Source organism: Streptomyces sp. HUAS 31 (assembly GCF_028198125.1).
In the GTDB taxonomy this organism is placed as follows: domain Bacteria; phylum Actinomycetota; class Actinomycetes; order Streptomycetales; family Streptomycetaceae; genus Streptomyces; species Streptomyces chartreusis.
The window spans coordinates 2,721,367-2,734,702 of the sequence record NZ_CP116353.1; the positions used below are offsets into that span (position 1 = coordinate 2,721,367).

General features: G+C 71.9%; 14 protein-coding genes. 11 read left to right on the plus strand and 3 right to left on the minus strand.

Annotated features, from left to right (window positions below; translation table 11 throughout):
- Positions 1-594, plus strand: a complete 594-nt coding sequence (gene pspAB, locus PGH47_RS12015) for a PspA-associated protein PspAB (protein ID WP_271663408.1) — start codon at positions 1-3, stop codon at positions 592-594.
- Between the two features lie 41 nt (positions 595-635).
- Here the strand turns inward: pspAB and PGH47_RS12020 are convergent, their stop codons facing one another.
- Positions 636-935, minus strand: a complete 300-nt coding sequence (locus PGH47_RS12020) for a hypothetical protein (RefSeq protein WP_126903979.1) — start codon at positions 933-935, stop codon at positions 636-638.
- A 251-nt stretch (positions 936-1,186) separates the two neighbouring features.
- Here PGH47_RS12020 and PGH47_RS12025 point away from each other — a divergent pair, with 251 nt between their 5' ends.
- Positions 1,187-1,915, plus strand: a complete 729-nt coding sequence (locus tag PGH47_RS12025; RefSeq protein WP_271663409.1) for an alpha/beta hydrolase — start codon at positions 1,187-1,189, stop codon at positions 1,913-1,915.
- Between the two features lie 7 nt (positions 1,916-1,922).
- Here PGH47_RS12025 and PGH47_RS12030 read toward each other — a convergent pair whose 3' ends face one another.
- Positions 1,923-3,272 (minus strand): DUF2252 domain-containing protein, encoded by a 1,350-nt coding sequence (locus PGH47_RS12030; protein ID WP_271663410.1) that lies wholly within the window; start codon positions 3,270-3,272, stop codon positions 1,923-1,925.
- 338 nt (positions 3,273-3,610) lie between these two features.
- Between PGH47_RS12030 and PGH47_RS12035 the strand changes: the two genes are divergently transcribed.
- On the plus strand, positions 3,611-4,801 hold the full coding sequence (locus PGH47_RS12035) for a winged helix DNA-binding domain-containing protein (RefSeq protein WP_271663411.1): 1,191 nt from the start codon (positions 3,611-3,613) through the stop codon (positions 4,799-4,801).
- 260 nt (positions 4,802-5,061) lie between these two features.
- Here PGH47_RS12035 and PGH47_RS12040 read toward each other — a convergent pair whose 3' ends face one another.
- Positions 5,062-5,388 carry a hypothetical protein gene (locus PGH47_RS12040; protein WP_107906959.1) on the minus strand — a complete coding sequence of 109 codons (327 nt, stop codon included), beginning with the start codon at positions 5,386-5,388 and terminating at the stop codon, positions 5,062-5,064.
- A gap of 280 nt (positions 5,389-5,668) precedes the next feature.
- On the opposite strand from PGH47_RS12040, the gene PGH47_RS12045 reads away from it, so the two are divergent.
- The 8 genes from PGH47_RS12045 (at position 5,669) to PGH47_RS12080 (ending at position 13,147) form a co-directional block, all read left to right on the plus strand.
- Positions 5,669-6,034 (plus strand): arsenate reductase family protein, encoded by a 366-nt coding sequence (locus PGH47_RS12045; RefSeq protein WP_271663412.1) that lies wholly within the window; start codon positions 5,669-5,671, stop codon positions 6,032-6,034.
- A gap of 118 nt (positions 6,035-6,152) precedes the next feature.
- Positions 6,153-6,887, plus strand: coding sequence for a hypothetical protein (locus PGH47_RS12050; RefSeq protein WP_271663413.1), 735 nt, complete (start codon positions 6,153-6,155; stop codon positions 6,885-6,887).
- A 272-nt stretch (positions 6,888-7,159) separates the two neighbouring features.
- Entirely contained in the window at positions 7,160-8,191 is a 1,032-nt protein-coding gene (gene glnII / locus PGH47_RS12055) for a glutamine synthetase (RefSeq protein ID WP_107906956.1), read from the plus strand.
- 108 nt (positions 8,192-8,299) lie between these two features.
- On the plus strand, positions 8,300-9,238 hold the full coding sequence (locus PGH47_RS12060) for a DUF6891 domain-containing protein (RefSeq protein WP_271663414.1): 939 nt from the start codon (positions 8,300-8,302) through the stop codon (positions 9,236-9,238).
- 290 nt (positions 9,239-9,528) lie between these two features.
- On the plus strand, positions 9,529-10,074 hold the full coding sequence (locus tag PGH47_RS12065; protein ID WP_271663415.1) for a winged helix-turn-helix domain-containing protein: 546 nt from the start codon (positions 9,529-9,531) through the stop codon (positions 10,072-10,074).
- Between the two features lie 81 nt (positions 10,075-10,155).
- Complete coding sequence (locus PGH47_RS12070) at positions 10,156-11,178, plus strand: SDR family oxidoreductase (RefSeq protein WP_271663416.1); 1,023 nt, start codon at positions 10,156-10,158, stop codon at positions 11,176-11,178.
- Between the two features lie 53 nt (positions 11,179-11,231).
- Positions 11,232-12,509, plus strand: a complete 1,278-nt coding sequence (locus PGH47_RS12075) for a sensor histidine kinase (RefSeq protein WP_271663417.1) — start codon at positions 11,232-11,234, stop codon at positions 12,507-12,509.
- Positions 12,494-13,147: a LuxR C-terminal-related transcriptional regulator gene (locus PGH47_RS12080; protein ID WP_271663418.1), complete on the plus strand. Its 654-nt coding sequence runs from the start codon at positions 12,494-12,496 to the stop codon at positions 13,145-13,147. The genes PGH47_RS12075 and PGH47_RS12080 overlap by 16 nt, the downstream gene beginning before the upstream one ends.
- The last annotated feature ends 189 nt before the right edge of the window (positions 13,148-13,336 follow it).

Below are 13,336 nucleotides of genomic sequence, written 5' to 3' on the forward strand. Positions count from 1 at the left end.
ATGGGGCTGCTCGACATCCTGCTCGGCCGTACGAAACCGGTCGCGCCCGATCTCGACCGGCTGTTCGCGCTGCCGTCGGCGGCGGTGACGCTGGAGGCGGCGGCCGGGTTCCGCCCGACCGGCAGCGGGGCGGTGTGCTTCGCCACGGTCGAGGGCGCCGCCTTCGACCAGACGCACCGCGAGGTCCAGGCGCTGCTCGACGCGGACGCCGAACGCGACGGCCGGCCGGTGCAGCTCACCCGGGACGACTACGGCTACTCGTGGCTGGTCTCCCGACGCTCGCCCGATCAGCTCCCGGACCTGGTCAACGACCTGCACGCGGTGAACAGCGCGATGGAGGTCAACGGCTTCGGCCCGCAGCTGCTGTGCTCGCTGGTGGGATTCGAGGACACCCGGGACGACAGGGACCAGCGGCTCGCGCTCGTCTATCTCTACAAGCGCGGCACCTTCTATCCCTTCGCGCCGCTTCCCGGCACGGCCGAGCGGCGCGACAACCCCTTGGAGCTGCGGGTGAAGGCCGCCCTCGCGGGCGACCTGCGGATCGAGCAGGACCTGAACCGCTGGTTCCCGGTGTGGGGTGCCCCCGGCCTCTGACCGGGGGCACCCTCAACCTCGGGTCACCACCACAGGTGGTCTCACTTGCTCTTCTCGCGCTCCTGACGACGGGACTCCAGGGGGCGCTCGCGGCGGTAGCGGCGCTCCCACTTGGCCTGCATGTCGCGGCGGTCGCGGTAGGAGCGGTAGTCCGCGGGCATGGCGCCTCCGGACGACGATCCTCCGCCGGGCCCTCCCCCGGGCCTGCCGGTCGGCGCCGAGGGGCTCCGGCCGTACTGGAGGTAGAGGAAGAGCACGGCGACCGCGGCCAGCCAGTAGACGTGGTTTCCGAATCCTAGGATCACCAGGACGACAGTCCCGGACATGACGATGGTGCCCATCACGGGCCTCCGTGGGCGTGGGTCGGTACTGAGCGGTGCGTGAATGTCTCCGACGGGGCGCTGGGGGACGGGCGACCGTCCGTCGGTGCGTAGAGAGTAGCCCCGGGTCCGCAGGGTGACGCCTTCCCTGCGGGAAGCGGCGTGAACAGCTCCGTTACGCATGTCCAGGGTAGGGATCCCGTCACTGCGTGTGCATCTCCTTTTCCGGGGGCGGGAGTTCGGCAGGGGTCCGGTGTGAATGAATGGAGCGCATGACCGAGCTCTCCTCCTTCACCCACGCCCATGACGGCGAACTCCTCAGCGGGGTCCACGGCGGCGCCGCCGACGGCCCCGCGGCCACCGTCGTTCTGCTGCACGGTGCGGGCATCGGCAGCAAGGAACGGCTGCTCCCGATGCTCGCCGAGTTCGTGTCCCGGGGCTGCCACGGACTGGCCTTCGACTTCTCGGGGCACGGTGAAAGCAGCGGCGAACTACGGGAGTTGAGCCTGCGCCGGCGCTTCGAGCAGGCGGTCGCGGTCATCGACGCGCGGGTGCCGGCGGACGGCCCGCTGATCGTCGTCGGGTTCAGCATGAGCGGACAGACAGTGACGGATCTCGTGGGGCACTACGGGGAGCGCGTGACGGCGGTGGGCCTGTGCGCGCCGGCCGTGTACGCCCAGGAGGCATGGGACGTGCCCTTCGGCGAGGGGGACGGGCGGTTCAGCGAGATCATCCGCAGGCCGGACGGCTGGCGCGCGGCGCCCGCGCTGGACGTACTGCGCGCCTACCAGGGGCGGGCCGTGCTCGCGGTGCCGGAGACGGACGCGATCATCCCGCCGGAGGTGACGGCGGCGGTGCAGGACGCCCTGGCCGCCAAGGCGCGGTTCACGCGGTTCGACGTGCCCGGCGCCGAGCACATGCTGGGGATGTGGTTCGAGCAACACCCCGAGAACCGGCGGGAGTTCGTCACGGCCGTACTGGCCACCACCGGCGACCGCTGAGCGCCGGTCAGGCGCCGGGTACGGCCCTCACCACGCCCGCCTCCACGGCCGCGCCGAGGGCCGTGTGGTCGTTGACGGTCTGGTCGGCGTAGGCCAGCGCGAAGTCGGCCACCGCGCGCTCGAAGGTGTCGGCGCCGCCGAGGTAGCCGGCGATGGCGATCCGGTCGCCGGAGCGGGCATGGGCCCGCGCGAGGGCGGTGCCGCACAGGCGGGCGTAGGCGCACAGGTCGGCCGGGCTCATCGAGGCCACGTCCGCCGAGCCCTTCATGTCGCGCAGCTGGCGCCAGTAGAACGCGCGCCCCTGCGGCCCCGACATCCAGCCCAGGAAGATGTCGCCGGCGGCCTGCAACAGCCGCTGCCCGGCGACGACACGGTGACCTGGATGGACGTACGGCCCGCTCGGCAGATGTTCCTCCAGTACGGACTGCCGGGCCTCCTTGATCTGGAGGAACAGGGGGTCGCCGGCGTCGCGTCCGACGAGCAGCACGATGAAGCAGCGCAGGCCGACGCTGCCGACGCCGACGACCTTGCGGGCGGCGTCGGCGAAGCGGTAGCGGTCCAGGAGCAGGCGGCGCTCCTCGGAGAGGGTCGAGCGGTAGTCGCTGAAGGTCTTGCGCAGGCCGGCCATGTCGGAGGTGCCCGCGCGTTCCAGGAGCGGCGGGTCGTGGATGATGCGCCGGTGCCCGTCGACGGTCTCGGTCAGCTTGCCGAAGGCCCGCAGGCTGGTGCGGCGGCGTGCGCGGCCGAGGCTGGCCTCGACGTGGTGGTGCCGTCGGCCGGTGCGAAGCAGGGGGAGCAACTGCTCGGCCTCGATGCGGGTGTACCAGACGTCGAGCTCGCCGCGCCCGGCCAGCCGGCGTATCGCGGTGCGGTACGCGGCGGCGGACTCGCGGGCCGCGCGGGCGACCGCTGGATCCGGGTGGCCGTTCTCGCGGGCGGCCACGGCGACGGAGGTGGCGAGCCGTTTGACGTCCCACTCGAACGGGCCGGGGTACGTCTCGTCGAAGTCGTTGAGGTCGAAGAGCAGCGTGCGCTCCGGGGAGGCGTACAGGCCGAAGTTGAGCAGATGGGCGTCGCCGCACAGCTGCACGGTGAGGCCGGTGTGCGGGGCGGCGGCGAGGTCGGCGGCCATCACGGCGGCGGCGCCGCGCAGGAAGGCGAACGGGGACGCCGCCATCCGCCCGTACCGGATCGGCAGCAGCTCGGGCAGCCGGTCGCGGCCCTGGCGTTCCAGTACGACGACGGGGTCTGGGCGGTCGACGGACGGGATCCAGGCGGCGTGCGCGGAACGCGGGGCGCGCTTTCGGGCGGCCTTGCCCCGCAGGAACCGGTCGGCGGGGGTGGTCGGGCTGGTCATCGGACGAGGGCCCCGTGCCGGACCGACGTGCTCCGCGGCTGTCGCCCGCCGAACCAGCCCATCGCACCTCCCACTGCCCCGCAGCCCGTTGGGGGAGGCCCGCCACCTCCTGATCGCAGTGAAAGCGGCGCGACGCGTCCGCGCACGTCGGGGAGGCGTTTCGGGTGATGGCGGAGGGTGAGTGGGGGTGTGCGGGGAGCGGGTACGGGGCGCTGCCATGGCAGGAGGAGCGCACGCTGTCAGTGGTGTCCGGGAGGATGCGGGCAGTGGTGTGCGGGCTCGGCGGCGTGACCGTCCGGCGCCGCGGCGGAGCGACCGTGTGACGGGTGGAGGCCGGGATGGGTGACGGGGTGCGGTACATCGGCACGGCGGAGCGGCGGGCCCGGCTGGGGCTGCGGCACCGGCTGACCGGCGCCACACGGGCGGAGGACCCGGCCGGGGTCGCCGACTCGCTGGTCGCGCTGCACGGCACGGACCCGGCGACCGTGTACCTGGCCGTCGGCGCGCGGCTGGCCGACCCCGCGAAGACCGTCGCCGAGACCGAGCGTGCGCTGTACGAGGACCGGACGCTGGTCCGGATGCACGGCATGCGGCACACCGTGTTCGTCTTCCCCACGGAGCTGACCGCCGTGGTGCACGCCTCCACGGGCCTCGCGGTCGCCGCCCGGGAACGTGCCTCGCTGATCAAGAGCATGGCGAAGGCCGGTGCGCCGGACGCGGCCTGGCTGGCGGAGGTCGAGGAGTCGACGCTCGCCGCGCTCGCCCGGCGCGGACAGGCCACGGCGGCCGAACTCGCCCAGGACGAGCCGCGGTTGCGCGAGCGGTTCGTGTACGCGGCCGGGAAGAGCTACGAGGGCGTGCACACCGTCTCGACGCGGCTGCTGCGGGTGCTCGGCGTCGAGGGCAAGGTCGTGCGCGGCCGGCCGCTGGGCTCCTGGACGTCCTCGCAGTTCCGGTGGGCAGTCGCGCCCGAGCATCCCGAACTGGACACGTCCGCCGCCCAGGCGGAACTTCTGCGGCGCTGGCTCACGGTGTGCGGGCCGGCCACGGAGGCCGACCTGAAGTGGTGGACCGGGTGGAAGGTCACGGAGGTCCGCCGGGCGCTCACGGCGATCGGGGCGGAGGCCGTGTCCGTGGACGAGGGGACGGGGTACGTCGTGCAGGGCGACGCCGGTCCGGCGGACGGCCCCGCGGAGCCGTGGGCGGCGCTGCTGCCCGGGCTCGACCCCACGGCGATGGGCTGGCAGCAGCGCGACTGGTATCTGGCGCCGGAGCTGCGGCCGTCGCTGTTCGACGGGAGCGGCAACGTCGGCCCGACGGTGTGGTGGAACGGCCGTGTCGTCGGCGGCTGGGCCCAGCGCGGGGACGGCGAGATCGTCTGGCGGCTGCTGGCGGACCTCGGAAGCGAGGAGCGGCAGGCGGCCGAGACGGCGATCGCGGCGCAGGCCGAGCGGCTGCGGGGGTGGGTGGGGGCGGCCCGGGTGACGCCCCGGTTCCGGACTCCGGTGGAGAAGGAGCTGTCGGCCTGACGGACCCCCCTCGAACGGCCGGTGCGGCGGTTGCAGCCATGGACGAGGCCGCTGGGGGTCCGCCCCGTCCCCATCCTCCCGCGAACACCGGGTGCGCCCCGCCCCGTCGCCACGCGAACGCCGAGTCCGCCCCGTCCCCATCCTCCCGCGAACACCGGGTGCGCCCCGCCCCGTCGCCACGCGAACACCGGGTGCGCCCCGCCCCATCCCCACGCGAACACCGGGTGCGCCCCAATACGCGGCGCACCCGGCGTCCGGGCCTACCTGGAGTACCTCATGAGCGCCCGGACCATGTGGCAGGTCGTGTCCGACGGCGGGTGGACGCCAATCGTCTCCGCGGCGGTCCTGATCGTGTCGTTGCGTGCCTGGTTCGGCATGTAGACGCCCGAGTCGAGGAGCGCTATCGCGAGGCGCATGGCCTTGAGACGACGGTTGTGGGTGACGTACCACTCGCGCGGGCGCCCCGGCGGCAGCGCTCGCTTCTCCACCGGCGCGTACGGCAGGTCGAGCAGCACCGGGTGCTTGGCGGTGGACTGGGTGGGCAACGGCTTGCGGGTCGGCTTCGGCTTCAGTGCGGCAGCGGGCACAGGCATCCTCCTGTCGCGGTCGAGCGCCGGCCGGGTTCCCCGGCGACACTCTCGAACACTGCTTACAGTTTAGTGCCCGCCACTGACAATCGGGGAACCTGATACGGCCAGGAAATCCCCAGGTCAGCAACGAAACTGTCACCGTGTCACACCGGATCAAGGGGATGCGCGAGAGACACCGGGGAATTCGAACAGAGCCCTTCCGGAGGCGGACCCCGAGGCGGGGTCGGAGCCCCGGCCGACGGGGGGTGCGCAGGGGGTGCGGGATACCGTGGACCGTATGGAGATCTGGATCAATCCGGCCTGTTCCAAGTGCCGCAGCGCCCTCACCCTGCTCGACGCCGAGGGGGCCGACTACACCGTCCGCCGTTACCTGGAGGACGTCCCGAGCGAGGACGAGATCCGCGAGGTGCTGGACCGGCTGGGACTAGAGCCCTGGGACATCACCCGCACCCAGGAGGCCGCCGCCAAGGAGCTCGGGGTCAAGGACTGGGCGCGGGACGAGGCTTCGCGGGACCGGTGGGTGAAGGCGCTCGCCGAGCACCCGAAGCTGATCCAGCGGCCGATCATCACCGCGGAGGACGGCACGGCCGTCGTCGGACGCACGGATGAGGCCGTCCAGGACGCCCTGTCCCGCAAGAACTGAGTTCCCGTCAGGCACGGTGTGACGCAGGTTACTTCAGAGACTCTCGTAACCGCTGAGTAACTCCGTTCGGTATCTCGTACATACCGACGTACGCTCCCCTACCGCTCAGGAGGCGCGCATGTCGCGCAGGAGAACTCTCGGTACGAAGAAGAAGATCGCTCTGCTGGTCAGTGCGGCCACGGTGGCGGGTGGCGGTGCCTTCGTCATGGCGAGCACCTCGAACGCCTCGCAGGCCCCGACGGTCAAGTCGGCCGCGGACTCGACCGTGTGCCAGGGGCTCGCCACCGCCCTCGGCAACAACCAGAAGTTCATCGACGGGCAGAAGGCCAACCCCGACGCCCAGTCCGCGGCCCGGATCGCCAACCGCGAGGCGGTCATCGCGCAGATCAAGGTCCAGCAGGAAGCGTCCGGTTGCGCTGCCGGGGAGTCGGCTCAGGACTCCCAGGCCGCACAGCCGAGCGCTCCCGCGGGCGGCGCCGGGAACGCGGGTGCCGGGAACGCGGGTGCCGGGAACACCGGAAGCGCGGGTGCCGGAAACGCCGGGGGCGACCAGAACGCGGGCAACGCCGGGAACGCGGGCAACGCCGGCGGTGGTGCCGCGGCCGGGCAGCAGGTCTGCAACGGCTCCACCGTCACGCTCTCCGGCGAGGGCGGGGCTCCGGCCGCGTCCAGCAACCAGTTCCCGGCCGGTACCAAGCTGAAGGTGACCAACCTGGACAACAACAAGTCCACGACGGTTGAGGTCACCTCGGTCTCCGGCAGCTGTGTGCTGCTGAACAACGCGGCCTTCGAGCAGGTGCGCGAGGCCGGCAAGTTCCTCATCCGCCGTGCGGTGATCGAGAAGGTGGGGTGACGCCGAGAGCGTCGACTTCGTACGTGTCATGGGCCCTGCCACTCGCGGCCACGAGTGGCAGGGCCCGCGTATGTGCACCCGCGTATATGCACAGGCCACGCACGCCACGTGAATCGCGCCACACGAACACCAGGTAACACGGGGTTCACATTGGAGCAATGACCGGGAAATCGCCTGTTGACAGGCTCGCGGGCATCAGCGCGGCGCCTCAGTGCCGCAGCGCCGCCAGCACCCGCAAGTGCGCCTAGACCCACCCCCGAAGGATGTGGCCCGTGACCTTCAAGGCTGAGTACATCTGGATCGACGGCACCGAGCCGACGGCCAAGCTCCGCTCCAAGACCAAGATCATCGCGGGCGCGCCCGCCGGTCTGGACGCGCTGCCGATCTGGGGCTTCGACGGGTCCTCCACGAACCAGGCCGAGGGCCACGCCTCGGACCGTGTCCTCAAGCCGGTCTTCACCTGCCCCGACCCGATCCGCGGCGGCGACGACATCCTCGTCATGTGCGAGGTCCTCAACATCGACATGACGCCGCACGAGTCCAACACCCGTGCCGCGCTGGCCGAGGTCGCCGAGAAGTTCGCCGCGCAGGAGCCGATCTTCGGCATCGAGCAGGAGTACACGTTCTTCCAGGACGGCTACCCGCTGGGCTTCCCCAAGGGCGGCTTCCCGGCCCCGCAGGGCGGCTACTACTGCGGTGTCGGCGCGGACGAGATCTTCGGCCGTGACGTCGTCGAGGCGCACCTCGACAACTGCCTCAAGGCGGGCCTCGCCATCTCCGGCATCAACGCCGAGGTCATGCCCGGTCAGTGGGAGTTCCAGGTCGGTCCGGTCTCCCCGCTGGAGGTCTCCGACCACATGTGGGTCGCCCGCTGGCTGCTCTACCGCACCGCCGAGGACTTCGGCATCTCCGCGACGCTGGACCCGAAGCCGGTGAAGGGCGACTGGAACGGCGCCGGCGCGCACACCAACTTCTCCACCAAGGCGATGCGCGAGGGCTACGACGCCATCATCACCGCCTGCGAGTCGCTCGGCGAGGGCTCCAAGCCGCTCGACCACGTCAAGAACTACGGCGCCGGCATCGACGACCGTCTGACGGGCCTGCACGAGACCGCCCCGTGGAACGAGTACTCCTACGGCGTCTCCAACCGCGGCGCCTCGGTCCGTATCCCGTGGCAGGTCGAGAAGGACGGCAAGGGCTACATCGAGGACCGCCGCCCGAACGCCAACGTCGACCCGTACGTCGTGACGCGGCTGCTCGTCGACACCTGCTGCTCCGCGCTGGAGAAGGCCGGCCAGGTCTGATCCCGGCAGGGCCTCGCAGAGCTCCGTGAAGGGGCGTCCACCGACGGGTGGGCGCCCCTTCGCCGTACGTCGGCCCGGTTGTCAGTGACGGATGCCATCGTGGGCGGCATGCAGAACGACGAGGGTCTGGCCGTCAAGGTGCAGACGGAGCACGGCGAGACGTACGTCCGGCCGTCCGAGCAGCAGCTGAGCGACCTGGTGCACCGGCTCGGCGGGCCCGGCGACCACTGGCTGGTGATGCAGCGGATACCGGACGTGCCGGACGTGTTCGCGCAGGTGTGGCACGAGCGGGGTGGTGACTATCAGCTGGAGCACCGCGAGAGCCGCGAGCGCTTCGTCGCCGCGGCGGTCCCGGACGCCGCGGCGGTCCCGGACGCCGCGGCGGTGACCGGCGTGCTGGCGGGATGGGCCCGGCAGCGGGGCGGCTGGGACGGCGGGTTCGCCTGGTCGCCGGTCGAGATCGATCCGCCGCAGGAGGTGCCCGAGCTTGCGCCCACCGTGCGCGCGGAGGTGGAACGCCGGGTACGTGTGCTGCTGCGGTGCGGGTACGACGACCGGGCGGCGCTCGCCGAGGCCGCCGAGGAGTACCTGGTCGACGGCGACAACCGGCCCGTCTCCGCCGCGCAGGCCCGGGAGTTGGTCGACCGGCTGTGGCTGGAGCACTTGGACGAGCAGGCGGCGTGGGAGGGCGTGACCGACCCGGAGCGGCTCACCGCGGCCTTCCGGGCGCTGGAGGCGGGCGGCATCACGGCCCGCGAGAACTTCACCTGCTGCCGGGGCTGCGGGATGGCGGAGATCGGGGCGGAGCGGGAGGACGCGCGCGGGTTCGTGTTCTTCCACGCGCAGGTCGTCGAGCAGGCCGCCGAGGGGCACGGTCTCGCCCTGTACTACGGCGGTTTCGACGGCTCCGAGGAGACCACCGCGTCCATCGGGCACGAGGTCGTCGCCGCGCTGGACGCCGCCGGGCTGTCCACGCAGTGGGACGGGTCGCCGGGCACATCGATCGGCGTGACACCGCTGGACTGGCGCAGACGGCTGGAGGGGTGAGGCACGCGACACCGGATCGGCGTCAAAGAAGCGTCCGACCAGTGAGAGAAGGGTCCTTTCCGTGGACACCTTCTGCTTCAATGGGGGCATGGCCAGCATCCAGAAGCACTCCGCGACAGGTCGCCATGACCTCGAGCCCTTCTGGCCTTCCCGTCAGCACCACGACTTCGACCGGGTGTGTTGCCGCGCGATGAACGCGCGGGCCCTCTAAAGCCGTCACCGGCCTTCGGCCAGCGCGAACGACGTTCCTCCCCCACGACGGACCTCTCGCGCGAAAGAGCTGACCTCTCATGGCGACCACTCGTTCTCTGTCCACCGCCCCGCTCAACTCCGCCTCGACCGCGCCACGGCATCATCTGCGTGCCGTGGACCGGGACGAGGTGATCGACGTCGCGGACCTTCTGCCGCCCGGTGCCACCTGGCTGCCCGCTCCCCAGCACTCCCTGCCCACGCTGCCGGGGCAGCCGCCGATGATCGGCTACCTGGTGCTCGTCCCGGCCGACCACCGGCCGCCGGTCCCGGCGGCCGTCGACACCGACGGCGAGCCGCTCGTCCGGATCGACTCCGTGCGGCGCACCGCCGCCGTCGACGGGCGTGAACTCGACCTCACCTACCTGGAGTTCGAGCTCCTCGCCCACCTGGTGGCCAACCCCCACCGGGTGCACAGCCGTGACCAGCTGGTCACCACGGTGTGGGGCTACGGGCATGTGGGAGACGGCCGTACGGTCGACGTCCACATCGCCCGGCTGCGCCGCAAGCTGGGCGCCGAGCACCGCGACACCATCCGCACGGTGCGCCGGGTGGGATACAAGTACGCCCCGCCGGCCGGGCGCTGATCCCCCGCCGGGGCCGTCAGGTCTTCTGCTGACGGCAGAGCGCTGTTCCGTCCCGCGTGCCCACCGTGCAGAGTCGGCCGTATGAGACTTCTGGTGCTGGGTGGTACGAGGTTCGCGGGACGGGCGGTCGTGGAGGCGGCCCTCGGGCGTGGGTGGGACGTCACCGTCTTCCATCGGGGGCAGCAGGAGCCCCCGGCAGGGGTGCGGTCGCTGCACGGTGACCGCACCGCGCCGGACGGGCTCGCCGCGCTCGCGGAGGGCGAGTGGGACGCCGTCGTCGACACCTGGTCGGCGGCGCCGCGTGCCGTACAGGACTCGGCGCGGCTGCTGCGGGGCCGCGCCGGGCGCTATGTGTACGTGTCGAGCTGCTCGGTGTACGAGTGGGCCCCGCCGGCCGGGTACGACGAGGACGCGCCGGTGGTCGAGGGCGCCGAGGCCGGTGCGGAGCAGACCGACTACGCGCGGGACAAGCGGGGCGGGGAGCTGGCCGCCGTCGAGGAGTTCGGCGCGGACCACTCCGTGCTCGTACGGTCGGGGCTGATTCTCGGGCCGTACGAGAACGTGGGACGGCTGCCGTGGTGGCTGGGGCGGATCGAGCGCGGAGGGCCGGTGCTGGCGCCGGGGCCGCGGGACCTGCCCCTCCAGTACGTCGACGTCCGCGACCTCGCGGAGTGGATCCTCGGCGCTGTGGAGCAGGAGCTGAGCGGGCCGTACAGCCTCATCAGCCCGCAGGGCCACGCCACCATGGGCGAGTTGCTCGACGCCTGTGTGGCCAGCGTCGGCGGGAGTGCCGAGCTGCGCTGGACCGACCCGGACGTGATCCTGGACGCGGGCATCGAACCGTGGACGCAGCTGCCGGTGTGGGTGCCGCCGGGCAGCGACATGCATGACGCCCTGCACGCCGCCGATGTGTCCCGGGCCGTCGCCACGGGGCTGCGCTGCCGTCCCGTCACCGAGACCGTCGCCGACACCTGGGCCTGGCTCCGGGACATCGGCGGTACGGCGCCCATGGGAGCCGCGCGGGCCGTCAAGGGCCTGGATCCGGAGGTGGAGGCGAAGGTGCTCACGGCGTGGGCGGAGGGTGTACCTGGCACCACCCCTTGAGCCGGGGGCCCGGCCCAGTGACCACCGCTGCCCGCTCGGCGAGACTGAGCGGCATGACCAACGACACGAAGAGCGGCCCCGGTACGGGTTCGAGGGCGCGGGGCATGGGGATCGCCGCGGTGCGCGGGCTGGCGCTGGCGCTGGTGTCCCTGCCGGGATCCGTCCTCTGTCTCGTCCTCTCCCTCGTCTCCATCGCGCTGATACCGATCGGCGTCGGCATCGTCACGACGCCGTGGGTGCTGACGGGGGTACGGGCGTTCGCCGACTGGCGGCGGGTCCTGGCGGCCGAGTGGGGCGGGGTGCGGATCCCGCCCGCGTACCGGCCGCTGCCGAAGGACGCCAACCCGTGGACCCGCACCTTCGGCATGCTGGCCGACCCGGCGACCCGGCGGGATCTGCTGTGGCTGCCGGTCGACATGACGGCGGGGTTCTTCACCGCGCTGCTCCCGGCCGTGCTGCTGCTCTACCCGCTGGAGGGGTTCGCGATCGCGGCGGGCCTGTGGCGGGTCTTCACGGACGCGGGCGGCACGTACTGGTACGGCTTCGTGCCGGTCACCGACCAGACGTCCGCGTTCGGCGCCGCCGCCCTGGGCGTCGGCCTGCTCTTCCTCGCGCACTTCTACACCCCGAGCCTGCTCCAGACCCACTTCCGGCTCACCCGGGCGGTCCTCGGTTCCAACCAGGGCGAACTGGCCGAACGCGTGCGGGTGTTGACGGAGACCAGGCGGGACGCCGTCGACACCTCGGCCGCCGAACTGCGCCGTATCGAGCGGGATCTGCACGACGGGGCACAGGCACGGCTGGTCGCGATGGGCATGGACCTGGGGACGATCGAGATGCTGCTCGACAAGGACCCGGAGAAGGCCAGGCAGCTCGTCGCGCAGGCCCGCAGGTCGTCCGCCGACGCGCTCTCGGAGCTGCGCGACCTGGTGCGGGGCATCCACCCGCCCGTCCTCGCCGAACGCGGACTGGGCGACGCCGTCAGGGCGTTGGCGCTGCGGCTGCCGGTGACGACCGAGGTGAACGTGGAGCTGGGCGGGCGGGCGGAGGCGCCCGTGGAGTCGGCGGCGTACTTCGCGGTCAGCGAGGTGCTCACCAACGCGGTCAAGCACGCGGGCGCCGACCGGATCTGGATCGACCTGCACCACTCGAAGGACATGCTGCGGATCAGCGTCACCGACAACGGCAAGGGCGGTGCGGTGATCGGGGCCGGCTCGGGGCTGGCCGGGGTCGAGCGGCGACTGGGTACATTCGACGGCGTCCTGGCCGTCAGCTCGCCCGCGGGCGGTCCCACCATGGTCACCATGGAGATTCCTTGCGCGTTGTCCTAGCCGAAGACCTGTTCCTGTTGCGCGACGGGCTCGTCCGGCTCCTTCAGGCCTACGACTTCGAGATCGCGGCGGCCGTCGAGACCGGGCCCGAGCTGTCCCGGGCGCTGGCCGAGCTGGAGCCCGACGTCGCCGTCGTCGACGTGCGCCTGCCGCCGACCAACACCGACGAGGGCCTCCAGTGCGCGCTGGAGGCCCGCCGCAGGAAGCCGGGGCTGCCGGTTCTGGTGCTGTCGCAGCACGTGGAGCAGCTGTACGCGCGGGAGTTGCTCGCCGACGGCAGCGGCGGTGTGGGGTATCTGCTGAAGGACCGCGTGTTCGACGCGGACCAGTTCGTGGACTCCGTACGGCGGGTCGCGGCGGGCGGCACCGCGATGGACCCGCAGGTGATCCAGCAGCTGCTGAGCCGGCGCGCGGCCGACGACCAGCCGCTGGCGAGGCTCACGCCCCGGGAGACGGAGGTGCTGGAGCTGATGGCGCAGGGGCGGTCGAACGCGGCGATCGCCGAGCGGCTCGTCGTCACGGAACGGGCCATCGCCAAGCACACCGCCAACATCTTCGCCAAACTGGGTCTGGAGGTGTCGGACGACGACAACCGTCGCGTGCTGGCGGTTCTCGCGTATCTCGACCATGGCCGGTAAAACCGGACCCGCCCATTCACCCGCCGTACGGGATCAACAACTCCAGGTATTTCAGGGGTTGTTGGGTACACAGTGTTCTCACGAATCTCTCAACAATTTCTGTGGCGGCTGAACACCCCTGGGACCCCCTCCGTATGAAAGGGAGCCGCTTCACTCCTGTCGGGCGCCTCGATGCCCCGAAAAAGGAAG